Source organism: Nocardia stercoris (assembly GCF_003696265.1).
GTDB lineage: Bacteria > Actinomycetota > Actinomycetes > Mycobacteriales > Mycobacteriaceae > Nocardia > Nocardia stercoris.
The window spans coordinates 181,343-197,906 of the sequence record NZ_RFFH01000005.1 but is presented as its reverse complement, the minus strand read 5'-3'; the positions used below and the strand labels follow the sequence as shown (position 1 = coordinate 197,906).

Here is a 16,564-nt window from a genome sequence, read left to right as displayed (position 1 = left end):
CGAACCGGTCAGACGTATTGCGCGGCAGTACCTGATACTCGTAGTATCAGGTACTGATAGCAGTATGTGAGCCAGGAGACACCGATGACGCTGTCCATCTCCCCCGAACAGTCCGGCGACACCGAGTACGCCCGGACCCTCCGGACGCTGTCGGAGGGCGCGGTCAACAAGCACTTCGACCCGTACACCGACATCGACTGGGACTCCCCCGAATTCGCGATCGACCCGACCGACGAGCGCTGGATCATGCCCGAGGCCGATCCGCTGGGCCGCCACCCCTGGTACAAGGCCCAGCCGATCGAGCGCCAGATCGAGATGGGCATGTGGCGGCAGGCCGGCATCGCCAAGGTCGGCTTGGACTTCGAGCAGCTGCTGATCCGCGGCCTGCTGCAGTACATCGTGCGGCTGCCCAACGGCGACCCGGAATTCCGCTTCATCACCCATGAGGCGGCCGAGGAGTGCAACCACACCCTCATGTTCCAGGAGATGATCAACCGGATCGGTCAGCAGGACGTGATCGGCATGGGCCCGATCGACCGCCTGCTCACCATGGTCATCTGGCCGGCCGTGAAGTACTACCCCGGCTTCTTCTTCACCATGGTGCTCGGTGGCGAGGAGCCGATCGACCACCTGCAGAAGTCGATCCTGCGCGCCGGCGAAGGCCGCCTGCACCCGATGGTGGAGCGGGTCATGCAGATCCACGTGGCCGAGGAGGCCCGCCACATCTCCTTCGCGCACGAGTGGCTGCAGAAGAACGTCCCCGCCATGGACCTGCCGAACCGCTTCGTCCTCTCGCTGCTGTTCCCGGCCACCATGCGCGTCATGCTCAGCATGATCGCCACCCCGCCCAAGGAATTCATCGAGAAGTTCGAGATCCCCGATTACGTGATGCGCGAGGCATATTGGGGCAACGAGGATTCCCGCAAGACCGCCCGCGACATCTTCGCCGACGTCCGCGGCCTGTGCGAGAAGGCCGGCATGATGAACCCGGTCGCCCGCCAGGTCTGGAAGCTCCTCGGCATCGACGGCCCGTCCTCCCGCTACCGCAGCGAACCGGTCCGCAAGGCCGCCTGAGTCGTCAGACCGCCACGGCCCGTACCGCCCGCGCCGGGACGGCCGGAATGCTGTTGCGGCGCAGGCGGGAAGCCTCGGCCCAGAGGGCGGGGAGGTCGGGGGCCTGCGGCTCACGGCCGTGGCGGGCGACGAAGTCGGTGCGGGCGCGGTGGGCGGCGGTCACCATCCGGCGGTACTGTCGGAAGATCTGCACCTCGCCGTTCGCGGCGCAGCGGCCGCTGTCCTCGTCGAGGTAGACGTAATCCGATCCGTGCCACCAGGATTCGCCGAGCATGGCGACTTGGATTGCCCAGGAACGCAATTCGGCCGCGCCAGCGGCCAGCACGATCGAGCCGTTGCGGCGCTCGACCCGGTTCCAGCCGGGAGCCGGTGTGCACAGTTGCCAGTAGTCACCGCCGTAGCGGTCCACGTCCGGGCCGAGCGCGCGCCACGCCCGCCGTTCCGTTGTCGCCTTGTCCAGGCCGTGCGTCTGCCAGCGCACCGTGCCCTCCGACGGGATGCGCAGCGGCAGCCGGCGCGCCAAATCGGCGGCCGCCTGCCGGGTCAGGACGGTGACATCCGAGGGCACCAGCACGATCGGGTCCGCCGCGCCACCGTCGAACGGATCGGTGTCCAGATGCGACCGATCGATCACCAGCAGGGTCCCGGGCCGGCTCTGAAAAGCCAACCCCCACAACAATCGTCCCAGCGCTCGCGCGCCGCGCAGATCCGACAGGATGTGCCAGGTGTCGTGGAACCGATTGGTGGCGAAGCGAATATCGTCGCCGGGCCGGAGCGTGAGCACGGTGCAGGCCCGCCTGTCCAGCGTCATGCCCCGCCGGTGCAGCTTCAGGCTGTCGTGTGTGCCGATGGTTGTCCCCCTCGATCGCGGTTCGCACCCAGGAGACCACCGACGGCCATACGCGGGCAACGCATTTCCGGCGGCACGGTCGGCTGCTGAGCTCACCCGGTCTCGATCGGGAGCCGACAGCTCGCGGAGCTCACCCGGCGGCGGTCCGGAGCGCGCGGCGTTCGCGGCGGCGGCGCAGGTAGCGGCGGATGCGGCTGGCGCACAGGTAGACGACCAGCAGGCCGGTCACCAGCAGTGCGCCGGCGATGACCGCGGCGAGCACGGGGTGGAAGACCGCCAGTGCCACGACGCCGCCGACGCCGAGGTCCTCGGCGGTGCTGACCACGATGTTGGAGAAGGGTTCCGGCGAGGTATTGATCGCCATGCGGGTCCCGGCCTTCACCACGTGGGCGCCGAGTGCGCTGCCACCGCCGACGGCCGCGGCGACCGCGGTCGACAGCGAGGTGCTCTGCCCGGCCAACGCGGCACCGACCAGCGCGCCGCACACCGGCCGCACCACCGTGTGCACGACGTCCCAGAACGAGTCCAGGTACGGGATCTTGTCCAGCACGGCCTCGAGCAGGAACATCACCACCGCCGCGACCAGCACATCGGTCCGCTGCAGTCCGGCCGGCACCACATCGGTCACCCCCGCGCGCCCGAGAATCCCGAGCAGCGCCACCACCGCGTAGGCGTTGATACCGCATGCCGAGCCAGCGGTGAAAATCAGCGGAAGAGCGGTCACAGCCCCAGATCGTAGGCGACCCCAGCGACCCCCGGCGGAATCACCGCAGACCCCCTCCCCCCTCCCCTCCCCTCCCACGTCCGGAACGTCGAGCGCGCTCTGATGTACGAGAACTCGGCCGAATCTGTACACCGGAGCGCGCTCGGCAGGGGAGATCGGCCCGTGGGCTGGGTGGCGGCGGGGTGGGCGTCACAGTGCGCCCGGGAACACGGCGTGGATCTCGCGCGTTGAGGAAATAATCACCTGACACGGCGGGATCGCTGCGTCACCATGGAAACCATCGCTCGACCGGCGCACACACGGTGCCCGGCGACGATATGACGAGTATCGGGAAGGGGGAGGTGGCCGATGCCCGCGAACACACTGCGGCAGCACGTGATGACCATTCGGTTCGAACATTCGAGTTCGGCACGACAGTGCCACCTCCACCGACGGGCCGCGGCCCCGGCCGTCCAGGCCTGAGCCACAACCTCTTCCCCGCTCTCCGTCCCTTCCACGAAACATGGTGATACCCATGCGTTTCCGTCATGCCGACAAGGCACTCACGCCCGACAACTGGATATCGCGCCCCGTGCTGGTGCTAAACGCCTCCTACGAGGCTTTGACCGACATCGACGCGGACCGGGCGGTGGTGCTGCTCACCTCCGGTGTGGCGGAGTCCGTCGCCGACCACGAGCCCTACTTCCCGATCCGGTCCCAGCACACCGAAATCGCACTGCCGCAAACCATTCGGCTGCTGCGCTACGTGTACCTGGACCACCGGGTGGCGGTTCACGACGACAGTCGCGCCACCCTCGCCGGGGTGCTGCGCCGTGACGCGCACCGCTGCGGCTACTGCGCCGACTGGGCACGCACCGTCGACCACATCCGTCCCCGCAGCCGCGGCGGGCCCAATACCTGGAGCAATCTGATCGCGGCCTGCGCTCCGTGCAATACCCGCAAGGCGGATCGGACTCCCGAAGAGGCCGGTATGCGGCTGCTCTGGGAGCCCAAGGCCCCCGACGAGATGGCCAAGCGGCAACGACAGGTCTGGAAGGACCTGGCCGCAACCGCCTGAGTGCGTCAGGGCCGGAGGCGGTAGCGAAGCGTGACCACGCAGGCCCAGCACTCAGGCGCATCGAATACCGCGTGACCCACAACCCTTTTCCGCATTCGAACCCGGCGAACAGGACCCGGGAAGGAGGAATCCGACATGACGACAGCAGTGCAGGACTTCACTCTGGTGGATCTGCTCCCGGTTTCGGACTCGCAGTCCGCCTGGGCGCAGGCCGCCTGCAAGGGCGACCCGAACCACGAGGCCTGGTTCCCGTGGCCCTCGCAGGACTTCGACTACGCGCGCCGCGTCTGCGCCGGCTGCCCGATCGCCGAGCAGTGCGGGCGGTTCGCCGCGAGCACCGGCCAGTCCGGTGTGTGGGGCGGCCGCGAATACGATCGCGGCAAGGTCGTGCGCCCCTGACCGGCGGTAACAGCAATCCGCTCCGACTGCGGCAAACTCCGCGTGAACCTACACTGTGAGCGTGGGCACACATCGGAGGGCAGCGGGAACCCGCGGCGTCAGCAGAGGATTGGTCGTTTCGGTGACTGCTGTGCTGGTGGTGTCCGCGGGTGCCGGCGCCTGGTGGTTGCTGTACCACCGGCCCGGCAACCCGACGGCCACACCCGACTGCGCCGACGGGCCGATCACGGTGTCGGTCACGGTCGATCCCGCGATCGCGGCCCCGGTGCAGGAGGCGGCGCAGCGATACAACGCGAGCAAACCCGTCGCTCGCGATCGCTGCGCCACCGTGACGGTGACGGCGCGGCCCTCCGCCGCCATGGTCGCGGGATTCACCGCGCCGGACTGGGATGCGCAACTCGGCCCCGAACCCGCACTGTGGATACCGGATTCGACCCGGTCGATCACCGCGGTCCGGGTGCCGGGGCTGATCAACGGCACGCCGGTGCCGGTCGCGACGAGCCCGATCGCGCTGGCGGTGCCCGCGCCGCTACGGCAGGCGCTGACCACCGCGAACACCGGGTGGGGTGATCTGCCCGCGCTGCAGCAGGGTTCGCTGGACGCGCTCGGCCTCCCCGGCTGGGGCGGACTGCGGCTCACGCTGCCGCCGGGCGACAGCTCCACCGCGGCCGCCGCGGCGGTGGGCGCGGCGACCGCGGCGACCGACCCGCTCACCGACGACGCCGCCCGGTCGGCCGCGGTGGTCGGCGCGATCTCCCGGCTGGCGGGCGGCGCACCGCAGGCCGCCGATACCGGCGCCGCGCTCACCGCCGCCGGTGGCCCCGATGTCGCCCACTCCCCGGTCCACGCCGCAGTCGCCACCGCCCAGCAGATCACGGCCCACGGCGGTCTGGCCGCCTACGTTCCGGCGGGTTCGGCGCCGGTCGCCGACTACCCGGCGGCGCTGATGACGGGCCGCTGGGCCGACAACACCCAGAATCTGCTCGCGGGCCAGTTCGCCGACTTCCTGCGCACCCCGCAGCAGCAATTACTGTTCACCGGCACCGGATTCGGCGCCGCCACACCGGACCCGGCCGCCGTTCCCACGAAAGCGGCTCTGGACCAAGTGAATTCGATACTCGCGAAACCGAGTCTGGGTGTGCGGGCCACGATCCTGATCGACACCTCGGCCGCGATGGCGACCACGGACGGCACCGCCACCCGCCTGGCGGCCACGGCCGGCGCGATCGAATCCACCATGGACACCCTGACTCCCGATTCGGGCCTGGGCATCTGGGTCTACGGACACGACCCGATCAAGCAGTATCCCTACCAAACCCTCGCCGCCACAGCCGATCTCAGTACCGTCCAGCGGGCGACGGTGGCCGGTGCGCTCCGCTCGATCACCACCACCGGCGCGCACAGCGACCACAGCTATCCCAGCCTCGCGGCGGCCTACAACTCGGCGGTCACCGGATACGCCTCCGGCCGCACGAATTCCGTCCTCTTGATCACTTCGGGCCCGAACGACGACTCGGACATCACCGGACAGCAACTGCTGGACAAGATCGCCGCGGCCGCGGCGCCCGGCAAACCGGTCCGGATCGACATCATCGCCATCGGCGCCCAGGACACCGCCACCATGCAGACGCTGGCCAAGAACACCGGCGGCACCTACACCCGGGTGCCGGGCACCGACGATCCCGCGTTCGGCACCGCCGTGGCGCAGGCCCTCACCGAGCGCTGACGCCGCCGCGGCACCACAGATTCACCCGTCACTAGCCTGCTCGATGTCCTATTTCGGGCCTAAGATGGGGTCGGACCGAGCATCGGCCTGCCGTGGTGCCGCATCCGCGAACCCCGGGCACCTGAGCCGGTCACGAAGCGTCGGAGACTACACGACGCGTGCCGGTTCCGTGCCGCGGCGAACAGGACGACCGGAATCGACAGCGCACACGTTCGACAGTGCGGGATCCGAATGATTCATGGCCGGAGAATCGAGAGACCGACCATGTCTACGACCTCCTCCCCCAAGGCAGGAGCCCGGCACCTGCCTGCACGCATCATGGTGGCCGCAACGGCGGCCGCGCTGCCGCTGGGTATGGCCGCAGCACCGACACTTGCCGCGCCCGTGGTCGCCCAGGACCAACCGTGGCTGGGCGACTGCGTTCAGACGGGCACTATCGGCCCGCACCCGGACAGCGGGCCGATCCAGTGGAGCGACTGCGACGTAGACGGCCACGGCCATGGCCACGGCCACGGGCCCGGCGGGTGGAAACACGGCTGGTTCGACATCATCCCGAACGGTCCGTGGTGGTCGTGGATCCCCGGGAACTGGTGGTCCGGCAGCTTCGGCAGCGACTGACGGGAAGGTGTGCGCGACCGGGCCGCGCGCTACGGTACAGCGGGTGACCCGAGAGACGTTCGCCGTCCGCCGGCGCCATATGTGGGAGTTCGATATTGCCGCAAAGGAATTCGATCCCGCGTTCGCCACCGCCGTCGCGCAGGCCCTCACCCTGCGCTGACACCCGCCCGGACTCACAGGAGATTCACCGGTAACCACCCCTGCTCGGTGTCTTTTTTCGAGCATAGGATGAGCTCGGACCGAATATCGGTCTGCCGAGGCACCGCGTCGGCGCCCCGGCACGCTGAGCCGGTCACGAAACGTCTGGGATGTATACGGCGTGTGCTGGTTCGTGTCGGGGCGGACAGGGCGACAGTTGTCGACGCGCGCAGGCGCTCGACCACGCGGGATCCGCTCGTTTCCTGGCCGGAGAATCGAGAGACCGCCATGTCGAATACACCTCGCACCACGGCAGGACCCCGTCGCTTGCCGGCCCGGATCGTGGTGAGTGCGGCCGCGGCCGCGCTGCCGCTGGGCATGCTCGCCGCACCCGCCATCGCCGCACCCGCACCGCCGTCGGTCGCGCAAGATCAATCGTGGCAACAGGATTGCGATCACACGGGCAACTTCAACTGGCAACAGGACCGCGGCCGTACGCAGTGGAACGACTGCGACAGCCAACAGGGCCGCTGGCAGTGGCAGCGCGACTACAACAACTACAACAACGGTTACAACAACAACGGCTACAACGGTTACAACAACAATTACAACAATGGCTACAACAACAACTACAACCAAGGGAGTTCGTCGTCCTGGCTGCAGGGGCTCTTCGGCAGCCTCTCGGGCTGAACCGCGCGTGACTCCGCAGGACACCGGCCGGCTCATCCGCCGGCCGGTGTGCTCACCCGACGCTCAGTCCTGGTACGCCTCGAGCGGCGGGCAGGAGCAGACCAGGTTGCGGTCACCGAAGGCGCCGTCGATCCGGCGCACCGCCGGCCACACCTTGGCCCGGTCGGCGTCGATACCCAGCGGGTAGGCCGCGATCTCGCGCGAATACGGCTGGTCCCACTCGCGCGCCAGGCTCGCCGCGGTGTGCGGCGCGCCGCGCAGCGGGCTCCGCTCCACCGGCCACTCCCCGGCCTCGACCCGGTCGATCTCGCCCTTGATCGCGATCATCGCGTCCGCGAACGCGTCGAGCTCCTCGAGGTTCTCGCTCTCGGTGGGCTCCACCATCAGCGTGCCCGCAACCGGGAAGCTCATGGTCGGTGCGTGAAAACCGTAGTCCGCCAAGCGCTTCGCCACGTCGTCGACGGTGACGCCGGTGCGCTTGGTGATCTCGCGCAGATCCAGGATGCACTCGTGGGCGACCATGCCGTTGTCGCCGGTGTAGAGCACCGGGAAGTGCGGGTCCAGCCGCCGGGCCAGATAGTTCGCCGAGGCGATCGCGGTCAGTGTGGCGCGGCGCAGGCCCTCGGCGCCCATCATCCGGATGTAGGCCCAGGTGATCGGCAAAATCGAGGCGGAACCGTACTTCGCGGCCGACACCGCGTGCGAGCCCGGCTGCAGCGGGTCGCCCGGCAGGTAGGGGGCGAGGTGCTCGCGCACCGCGACCGGGCCCACGCCGGGACCGCCACCACCGTGCGGGATGCAGAAGGTCTTGTGCAGGTTCAGGTGGGACACGTCGCCGCCGAACCGGCCCGGACGGGCAAGGCCGACAAGGGCATTGAGGTTCGCGCCGTCCACGTACACCTGGCCGCCGGCGTCGTGCACCAGGGCGCACAGCTCGGCCACCTCGTGCTCGTACACGCCGTGCGTGGACGGGTAGGTGATCATGATGCAGGCCAGCCGGTCGGCGTGGTCGGCGATCTTCGCCCGCAGGTCGTCCAGGTCGACGTCACCGTTGGCGCGGCACTTCACGACCTCGACCCGCATGCCGACCATGGCGGCCGACGCCGCGTTGGTGCCGTGCGCGCTGGACGGGATCAGGCAGGTGTCGCGGTGGTCGTCGCCGCGGTCGAGGTGGTAGCGGCGGATCGCGAGCAGGCCCGCGTACTCGCCCTGGCTACCGGCGTTGGGCTGCAAGCTGACTCGGTCGTATCCGGTGATCGCGGTCAGCCAGCCCTCGAGGTCGCCGATCAGGCGCAGCAGGCCAGGAGCGTCCTCCTCCGGCGCGTACGGGTGCACCCGCGCGAAACCGGGCCAGGTGATCGGTTCCATCTCCGCGGTCGCGTTCAGCTTCATCGTGCAGGAACCGAGCGGAATCATGCTGCGGTCCAACGCGATGTCCTTGTCGGACAGCCGCCGCAGGTAGCGCAGCATCGCGGTCTCGGTGTGGTACTTGGTGAACGCCGGTGCGGTGAGGAAGGCCGAGGTGCGGTTCTCGATGCTCGCGATCGGCGCGCCCGGCGCCGCCGCGTGGCCGGCCTCGGCCCCGAAACAGTCCAGCACCGTGGCGATATGGGCATCGGTGGTCGCCTCGTCGCAGGCCACACCGACGTGATCGGCGTCGACCAGCAGCAGGTTGATCCCGTGTCCCTTGGCCTTGGCCACCACCGCGGCGGCGCCACCGGGCACCCGGACCAGCACGGTGTCGAAGAACCGGTCGTGCACCACCGCGGCACCGAGACCCGCGGCGAGCGTGGCCGCGCGGTCGTGCACCCGGCGGGCGAGCGCGCGCAGGCCGTCCGGGCCGTGGTAGGCCGCGTACATGGCGGCCACGATGGCCAGCAGCACCTGTGCGGTACAGATGTTCGAGGTGGCCTTCTCCCGGCGGATGTGCTGCTCGCGGGTCTGCAGCGCGAGCCGGTAGGCACGGTCGCCGTCGGCGTCGACCGAGATGCCGACCAGGCGGCCGGGCAGTTGCCGCGCGTGCGCGGTGTGGACCGCGAGATAACCGGCGTGCGGCCCACCGAAACCGAGCGGAACCCCGAAGCGCTGGGTGGTGCCGAAGCAGGCGTCGGCGCCGAGCTCACCGGGCGGGGTCAGCAGCGTCATGGCCAGCAGATCCGCGCCCACCGCGACCAGAGCGCCGCGGTCGTGGGCGGCGGTGATCAGGGCGGCGACGTCGACGACCCGGCCGGAGGCACCCGGCACCTGGGTGACGACCCCGAAGAAGTCACCCTCGGGCAGCACACCGGCGGACAGATCGGCTTCGACGATCTCGATGCCGAGCGGCTCGGCGCGCGTGTACAGCACGGTCCGGGTCTGCGGGAACAGGTCGGTGTCGATCAGCAGCCGCATCGAGGTGCTGCGCCGGTTGGCGCGGTGCAGCAGGGTCATGGCCTCGGCCGCGGCGGTGGCCTCGTCCAGCATCGACGCGTTGGCGACCTCCATACCGGTCAGGTCCGAGACCATGGTCTGGAAGTTCAGCAGCGCCTCGAGCCGGCCCTGGCTGATCTCGGGCTGGTAGGGCGTGTACGCGGTGTACCAGGCCGGATTCTCCAGCAGGTTGCGGACCAGCACGGGCGGGGTGAGGGTGTCGTAGTAGCCGAGGCCGATCATGGAGGTGGCGACCGTGTTCGCGCCGGCCAGCTCGGCCAGTTCCGCGAGCACTTCGTGTTCGGTGGCGGCGGGCGGCAGCACCTGAAGTCCGTTGCCGTCGGCGGTGTCGAGGATGGCGGCCGGGACCGCGCGCTGCGCCAGCTCGTCCAGCGACGTGGCACCCACGGTGGCGAGGATCGTGTCGACCTCGCGGGCATCGGGGCCGATGTGGCGGTCGGCGAAGGATCGAGTCATGACGGCTCCAGAGGTGGGGCGGGCCGGCCGTCGCTACGGGAGGACGGGTCGGCTGAGTCGGGCCCTCCCCCTCTGTCGTGGAGCCTGAGAGATTCGGGGCGCACGCGACGCTCCCTTTCCCCATGGGCGGGTGGCCCGCACGATCTCGGCCCACCACTTTCCAGAGGCGCCGAACATCCGCACGGTCCCTGATGCCTGAGAGATTGACGGGGAGGTGCTGCTCCTTCGGCGCCCGGAACGAATCCGGAACTCTCCCGCACGGTGGCGACGCATTTTCAGTCTAAGCCATGCGCCGGGCCGGTCTATCCACCCCGGCCCGCGCCGGGGTGTGGTTCCGGTCTCGATTCCGGCCCGTCCGAACCGGATGTGATCCGCGCCGCTAGCCGGTGCGGCGGTCCATCCGGACCTTGCGCCGGAACGCCAGCTCGTCTTCGGGACGGTCGCCCGCCGCGCCGGGCTGGGATTCGGCCCGCTCGGCCGGGAAGGCGGCGATCGCGCCGGTCAGTTCGCGCATCGCGCCGCTGACCGCGATCCCGAAGACGCCCTGACCGCCCTGTAGCAGGTCGACGACCTCTTCGGCGGAGGTGCACTCGTAGACGGTGACGCCGTCGGAGAACAGGGTGATGCCGGCCAGGTCCTCGACGCCGCGGCTGCGCAGGTGATCGACCGCGATGCGGATGTTCTGCAGCGAGATCCCGGCGTCGAGCAGGCGCTTGACGATCTTGAGGACCAGGATGTCCTTGAACGAGTAGAGCCGCTGACTCCCCGAACCCGACGCCGTCCGGATCGACGGGACGACCAGGCCGGTGCGGGCCCAGTAGTCGAGCTGGCGGTAGGTGATACCGGCCACCTGACACGCGCTCGGGACCCGGTAGCCCACCATCTCGTCGGGCGCGGTGTCGTCGGGGAAGAGCCCGGGCTGCACAGCTGCGGCGGGGCGCGCCCCCTGCTCCGTGTGATCTCCCACTGCCCACTCCCTACTGGATCGCCGCTGACCAGCGGCCCGAATACCTACTGAGATTACTCTCCCGATTGTCCGGTGCTCGGATCCGCCGTTCAAACTTCCCGCGCGGCGTGTTTCTCAACCTTTGGTCGAGGGTTGATGACGCCGCAGGTCGGGGGCTATTTTCAAGCCACAGAAGACCGCTAGCCCGGGGGTTGCAGCAACAACCTAGAGTGGTGATCGCCGAGCCAATTCACTTGTGCCCCAATGCATTACATCATTTTCCGGCACGTTAGTACCAGAGTGGTGAAACCCATTGGCGGGTAAACAAATTCAAACCCCGAGTAAAATCGGAACAGTCGGACCCATGGCAATGGGCCTGATATGTCCGGTTTTACGAAGCGGGCGCGCGGCTGCCCCCAGCTACTCCCCAGCCGGAAATCCGCGGCACCCACCCGACCGCCGAGAGGGCCCGAGCCGCACCGAAACGACCGCTGCCCGGGCCGGCGAGCCCAGGCAGCGGGTAGCTACCCCGAGCTAGCTGTCGGTGGCCTTGAAGTCGTCCGGCGACACCGACTCGAGGAACTCCTTGAACTTCTCCACCTCGTCCTCGCGCTCGTCCGGCATCACCAGCCCGGCCTCCTCGAGCACCGGCTCCTCGGCATAGATCGGGCAGCCCACCCGCAGCGCGATGGCCACCGAATCCGACGGCCGGGCCGAGATCCGCAGGTCGTTCTCGAACACCAGATCGGCGTAGAACGTCCCCTCCTGCAGGTCCACGATGCGGACCTCCTTGAGGGTGTGACCCAGATCGTGGATCAGGATCTTGATCAGGTCGTGGGTCAGCGGCCGGATCGGCGTGACACCCTCCTGCTCCAGCACGATCGCGGTCGCCTCGGCTTGCCCGATCCAGATCGGCAGGTAGCGGTCGCCCGACACCTCGCGCAACAACAGCACGGGCTGATTCTGGGGCTGCTCGACACGGATGCCGATCACACGCATCTCACTCATGGCCGCTCCTCGCTGACACTCGTACCGGCCGCGCACACACTCGATCTCCCACCTCGCCGGCCGGTCGTAACACCGAGTCTAGCGCCAGCATTCAGCCGCCGAGGGCCGCTCGCACCGCCGCCTTCACCAGGCTGGTGTGCAGCGTCAGCGACAATGCCGCGAGTTCGCGGACGGTTTCCTCGGCGCGCGCCCGGGCATCCGCGTCGCGACCCTTGGCGATCGGCGCCGCGATCTGGGCCACCATGGCCGCCTCACGGTCGGCCGCCAGCTTGAACGCGCGCAGGTGGCGGGCCTCGAGGCCGAACTCGCTCAGCGCCCGCGCGGTGCGGGCCAGCACGACGGCCTCGGTATCGAAATACCCGGCGGCGCCCGGGGTGACGAGACCGGCCTTGATCAGCTCGGTCAGGAATTGGTCGGAGATTCCGGCCTGCGTCAGCAGGTCGTCGCGGGTCATGCGGATCTCGTGGTCGACCCGGAACTCGTCCGGGGACACCTCACCCGGCACGACGCCCAGCCTGCGCGGGGCGGACAGTTCGGTGGCCGGGCGCACGACGTGCGCGCGCCCGGTCCCGGTGGCACCGAATTCCGGCGCCGCGACCGCGGCGGTGCCGTGCGCTCGGGCGCGCGCCTCGCGCACCCCGAGCGTCGCGGCACCGCTGTCGATCGCTTCCAGCTGTTCCTTGATCACCTTCAGCGGCAGGTACTGGTCCCGCTGCGCGGTGAGGACGAACTTCAGCCGCTCCACATCGGTGACGGAGAAGCGGCGGTAACCCGAAGGCGTGCGCTCCGGGCAGATCAGCCCCTCCGATTCGAGGAAGCGGATCTTCGAGATGGTGATATCCGGAAAGTCCGGGCGCAGCAGGTCCAGCACGGAACCGATCGACAGTCCTCCCCGGGCCCACTGCGCCGCACCACTCATCTCGCGCCGGCCCGGGTCAGGAAGCCTTCGGACCGGTCAGGAACACCAGGCGGAACTTGCCGATCTGCACCTCGTCGCCGTTCTGCAGCTCCGAGGAGTCCACCGGCTCCCGGTTGACGTAGGTCCCGTTCAGGCTGCCGACGTCGACCACCTGGAAGGTGTCGTCGTCCTGCCGGAACTCCGCGTGCCTGCGGCTGACGGTGACATCGTCGAGAAAGATGTCGCTGTCGGGGTGCCGCCCGGCGGACGTCGTGGGCTGGTCCAGCAGGAACCGCGAACCGGCGTTCGGACCACGCTTGACCACCAACAGGGCCGCACCCGGCGGCAGGCCCTCGACACCCTGCACCGGAGTCTCACCGGTCTGCTGCTCACCGGAGCGCGACGCGTCGACCTCGCTCAGGAAGTCCGCGCGGAACACCGACGTCGTCTCGGCCGCGCTCTCCCCGTAACCCGGGTCTTTGTGCTCGCTCACCCTTGCTCTCCTCCTCGAACCGTTATCCGTACCCGCGTGTCCGACTCCGAGCACCTAGGCCCCCGTTTTCGGCGGCCGGCACCTGTAGTTGGCATTGACCGTACCCTGCCACGGTGTGCCCGTGCAGGTAGAACTGTGAAGGCCGAATCAGCCCTCGATAACTCCTTGATAACCTGCGGCATCGAGGAGTTCGGCCACTGCGGCGTCGGCCGTAGCGGGTGCGTCGAACTCCAACTCGAAGATCCAGCCGGCACCGTAGGGTTCGCTGTTCACCAGCTCCGGCTCGTCGTCCAGAGCCTCGTTCACCGCAACGACTTTCGCGGTCAGCGGAGCGTAGATGTCGGACACGCTCTTGGTCGACTCGACCTCCGCGATGCCCTCACCGGCCTTCACGTCGGTGTCGATCACCGGCAGCTGCACGAAAACCACGTCCCCGAGCTGAGCCTGGGCGAAATCGGTGATTCCCACCCGCACACGGGTCGGACCGACCCGATCCACCCATTCGTGCTCCGCCGTGTAGCGCAGATTGTCGGGTGTTTCCGTCACAGGCCTTGTCCTTTCACCGGATGCTCCGAAGCCGTCGGAGTCACCTTAGCCGGTCCCGGTGGCACTGCCCGCGCCACGGCAACCGCCTTACCCAGGTACAGCAGCCCGGTCCAGACGTACACGACCACGCCCCACACCATCAGTGCCCAGCCGAAGGCGTGTGCGAAACCTGCCAGGGGCCAGTCCATCCGGCCCGCCAGCAACCACGGCAGCGCCGACATCAGCGCGAAGGTGGCGGCCTTGCCCAGGTAGATGACCTGCGGCGGAGGCAGGCCGCGGCGGCGGTAGACGGGCAGCAGCGCGGTCAGGATCGCGTCGCGGGCGAGCAGGACCAGCACCAGCGGCCAGGGCAGGATCCCGCGCAGCATCAGCCCGAGCACGGTCGCCACCAGGTACAGCCGGTCCACCAGCGGGTCCAGCAGGGCGCCCAGCCGGGACGACTGATCCAGCAGCCGAGCCAGTTTGCCGTCCAGGAAGTCGGTCAGGCCGCTGACGATCAGCAGCGTGAACGCCCAGCCGTCGGCGTGCGGGCCGAGCAGCAGCCACAGCAGGAGCGGGACACCGAGCAGGCGGATGCCACTGAGGACGTTGGGCACGGTGAGGATGCGGTCCGCACCGGCGGCTTCGGTGGTCACACGCCCACCCATACTCCACTCGGCGGCGGAATGCCATTCGGGCACGCTACGGGTACCCGGTGCCGCCGCCGAGTACGTGCCGGTAGCCACCAATGCCAGAATGAAACCGATCCTGTTTCAGACTGAAGGGACGGCAATGGCCGGCTTCGACTACGACGTGGTAGTGATCGGATCCGGGTTCGGCGGCAGCGTGAGCGCGCTGCGGCTGACCGAGAAGGGCTACCGGGTCGCGGTGCTGGAATCCGGGCGGCGCTGGCCCGCCGAGTCGATTCCGAAGACGAACTGGAATCTGCGCAAGTCCATGTGGGCGCCACGACTGGGCATGACCGGCCCGCAGCGGATCAGCGTGCTGGGCAAGTGCGCGGTGGTGTCCGCGGCCGGCGTCGGCGGCGGCTCGCTGATCTACGGCAATACTCTCTACGAGCCGCTGCCGACGTTCTACACCGACGAACAGTGGGCGCACATCACCGACTGGCAGGCCGAGCTGAGCCCGTACTACGACCAGGCCAAGCGCATGCTGGGCGTGAACCCGAACCCGCGCATGACCGCCGCCGACGAGGTGATCCGCTCGATCGCCGACGACCTGGGCAAGGGCGACACCTTCCACCCGACCAACGTCGGGGTGTTCTTCAACGAGGACGCGCCCGGCGAGGAGGTCGACGACCCCTACTTCGGTGGCGCCGGGCCGCGCCGGGCGGGCTGCATCAACTGCGCGCGCTGCTTCACCGGCTGCCCGCACAACGCCAAGAACACCACCCCGAAGAACTACCTGTACCTGGCCGAGCAGGCCGGTGCGCACGTCTTCGAACTGCGCACGGTCACCAAGGTGCGCCCGATCGCCGGTGGCGGCTACGCCGTCGAGACGGTCCGCTCCGATCGCTCGATTCGCAAGGACCGCAAGACTTTCACCGCCGAGCAGGTGGTGCTCGCGGCGGCCGCGCTGGGCACCCAGAAGCTGCTGCACAAGATGCGCGACGAGCACGTGCTGACCAACCTGTCACCGCGCCTGGGCGAGCTGACCCGCAGCAACTCCGAGGCGATCCTCAACGTGACCAGCCGCGCCCGCGACGATTTCGCCGAGGGCGTCGCGATCACCTCCTCGATCCATCCCGAACCCGACACCCACATCGAGGTGTGCCACTACGGCAAGGGCCAGAACGCGATGACCGCGCTCGCGGTACCGATGGTCGACGGTGGCCCGCTGCGGTTCCTGCGCTTCCTGCTCGGAATCCTGTTGCACCCCGTAGTGTTCGCGCGCAGCCTCAACGCCCGGCACGCGTCGGAGAAGTCGGTGATCCTGCTCGTCATGCAGTCCCTGGACAACTCGCTGACCTCCTACCGGCGCTGGGGCATGCTGCGCACCAGACAGGGCACCGGCAGGCCGAACCCGACCTGGATCCCGTTGGCGCACGACATCGGCCGCCGCTTCGCGGCCAAGGTCGACGGCGACCCGCAGAACGTGATCATGGACGTGTTCAACATCCCGATGACCGCGCACTACATCGGCGGCTGCGTGATCGGCGAGACCGCCGACACCGGTGTGGTCGACCCGTATCAGCGTGTGTTCGGCCACCCGGGCCTGCACATCGCCGACGGTTCGGCGGTGACCGCGAACCTGGGTGTGAACCCGTCGCTCACCATCACCGCGCAGGCCGAACGCGCGATGGCGTTCTGGCCCAACTGCGGTGAGCCCGACACCCGGCCGCCACTGGGCAGCCGGTATCGGCGGATCCGGCCGGTCCCGCCGCAGGCGCCGACGGTCCCGGCCGCCGCGCCGGGCGCGCTGCGGCTGCCCATCGCATCCGTCGACTGACGGGCGCGCACGCCACCATTACCGCGCGGAACCGGTCCGGGCCCTTATGCTTTGGGCTACGGA

The 16,564-nt window shown here is 69.0% G+C and carries 16 protein-coding genes and 1 riboswitch; of the genes, 7 read left to right on the top strand and 9 right to left on the bottom strand.

The window, feature by feature from the left end:
• Window positions 1–84: 84 nt before the first annotated feature.
• The gene (locus EBN03_RS14535) at window positions 85–1,074 is read left to right on the top strand and encodes an AurF N-oxygenase family protein (protein WP_122188557.1); all 990 of its coding nucleotides are present in this window, start codon (window positions 85–87) and stop codon (window positions 1,072–1,074) included.
• Window positions 1,075–1,078: 4 nt separating this feature from the next.
• Here the strand turns inward: EBN03_RS14535 and EBN03_RS14530 are convergent, their stop codons facing one another.
• Window positions 1,079–1,885: a hypothetical protein gene (locus EBN03_RS14530; protein WP_122188556.1), complete on the bottom strand. Its 807-nt coding sequence runs from the start codon at window positions 1,883–1,885 to the stop codon at window positions 1,079–1,081.
• 169 nt (window positions 1,886–2,054) lie between these two features.
• Window positions 2,055–2,648, bottom strand: a complete 594-nt coding sequence (locus tag EBN03_RS14525) for a DUF4126 domain-containing protein (RefSeq protein WP_122188555.1) — start codon at window positions 2,646–2,648, stop codon at window positions 2,055–2,057.
• Between the two features lie 514 nt (window positions 2,649–3,162).
• On the opposite strand from EBN03_RS14525, the gene EBN03_RS14520 reads away from it, so the two are divergent.
• From EBN03_RS14520 to EBN03_RS34135, 5 genes are all read left to right on the top strand, one after another.
• Complete coding sequence (locus tag EBN03_RS14520) at window positions 3,163–3,705, top strand: HNH endonuclease (protein WP_122188554.1); 543 nt, start codon at window positions 3,163–3,165, stop codon at window positions 3,703–3,705.
• A gap of 135 nt (window positions 3,706–3,840) precedes the next feature.
• On the top strand, window positions 3,841–4,104 hold the full coding sequence (locus tag EBN03_RS14515) for a WhiB family transcriptional regulator (RefSeq protein ID WP_122188553.1): 264 nt from the start codon (window positions 3,841–3,843) through the stop codon (window positions 4,102–4,104).
• A 121-nt stretch (window positions 4,105–4,225) separates the two neighbouring features.
• Window positions 4,226–5,830 (top strand): VWA domain-containing protein, encoded by a 1,605-nt coding sequence (locus EBN03_RS14510; RefSeq protein ID WP_233608386.1) that lies wholly within the window; start codon window positions 4,226–4,228, stop codon window positions 5,828–5,830.
• A 264-nt stretch (window positions 5,831–6,094) separates the two neighbouring features.
• Window positions 6,095–6,448 (top strand): hypothetical protein, encoded by a 354-nt coding sequence (locus tag EBN03_RS14505; RefSeq protein WP_147471585.1) that lies wholly within the window; start codon window positions 6,095–6,097, stop codon window positions 6,446–6,448.
• 426 nt (window positions 6,449–6,874) lie between these two features.
• A complete protein-coding gene (locus EBN03_RS34135) occupies window positions 6,875–7,276 on the top strand; it encodes a hypothetical protein (RefSeq protein WP_158675625.1) in 402 nt (133 codons plus the stop codon).
• A gap of 63 nt (window positions 7,277–7,339) precedes the next feature.
• On the opposite strand, the gene gcvP is transcribed toward EBN03_RS34135, so the two are convergent.
• From gcvP to EBN03_RS14465, 7 genes are all read right to left on the bottom strand, one after another.
• Window positions 7,340–10,162: an aminomethyl-transferring glycine dehydrogenase gene (gcvP, locus tag EBN03_RS14495; RefSeq protein WP_122188550.1), complete on the bottom strand. Its 2,823-nt coding sequence runs from the start codon at window positions 10,160–10,162 to the stop codon at window positions 7,340–7,342.
• Window positions 10,163–10,334: 172 nt separating this feature from the next.
• A riboswitch (glycine riboswitch) is annotated at window positions 10,335–10,429 on the bottom strand.
• A 112-nt stretch (window positions 10,430–10,541) separates the two neighbouring features.
• Window positions 10,542–11,129: a MerR family transcriptional regulator gene (locus EBN03_RS14490; protein ID WP_325052076.1), complete on the bottom strand. Its 588-nt coding sequence runs from the start codon at window positions 11,127–11,129 to the stop codon at window positions 10,542–10,544.
• Window positions 11,130–11,642: 513 nt separating this feature from the next.
• Window positions 11,643–12,116: a bifunctional nuclease family protein gene (locus tag EBN03_RS14485; RefSeq protein WP_122188548.1), complete on the bottom strand. Its 474-nt coding sequence runs from the start codon at window positions 12,114–12,116 to the stop codon at window positions 11,643–11,645.
• Between the two features lie 91 nt (window positions 12,117–12,207).
• The gene (ftsR, locus tag EBN03_RS14480) at window positions 12,208–13,035 is read right to left on the bottom strand and encodes a transcriptional regulator FtsR (RefSeq protein WP_122188547.1); all 828 of its coding nucleotides are present in this window, start codon (window positions 13,033–13,035) and stop codon (window positions 12,208–12,210) included.
• Window positions 13,036–13,051: 16 nt separating this feature from the next.
• Complete coding sequence (gene garA / locus EBN03_RS14475) at window positions 13,052–13,507, bottom strand: glycogen accumulation regulator GarA (RefSeq protein WP_122188546.1); 456 nt, start codon at window positions 13,505–13,507, stop codon at window positions 13,052–13,054.
• A gap of 147 nt (window positions 13,508–13,654) precedes the next feature.
• On the bottom strand, window positions 13,655–14,053 hold the full coding sequence (gene gcvH / locus EBN03_RS14470; RefSeq protein WP_122188545.1) for a glycine cleavage system protein GcvH: 399 nt from the start codon (window positions 14,051–14,053) through the stop codon (window positions 13,655–13,657).
• Window positions 14,050–14,700 (bottom strand): CDP-alcohol phosphatidyltransferase family protein, encoded by a 651-nt coding sequence (locus EBN03_RS14465; protein WP_122188736.1) that lies wholly within the window; start codon window positions 14,698–14,700, stop codon window positions 14,050–14,052. The genes gcvH and EBN03_RS14465 overlap by 4 nt, the downstream gene beginning before the upstream one ends.
• Before the next feature lie 124 nt (window positions 14,701–14,824).
• Between EBN03_RS14465 and EBN03_RS14460 the strand changes: the two genes are divergently transcribed.
• Window positions 14,825–16,501 carry a GMC oxidoreductase gene (locus EBN03_RS14460; protein WP_122188544.1) on the top strand — a complete coding sequence of 559 codons (1,677 nt, stop codon included), beginning with the start codon at window positions 14,825–14,827 and terminating at the stop codon, window positions 16,499–16,501.
• Window positions 16,502–16,564: the final 63 nt, after the last annotated feature.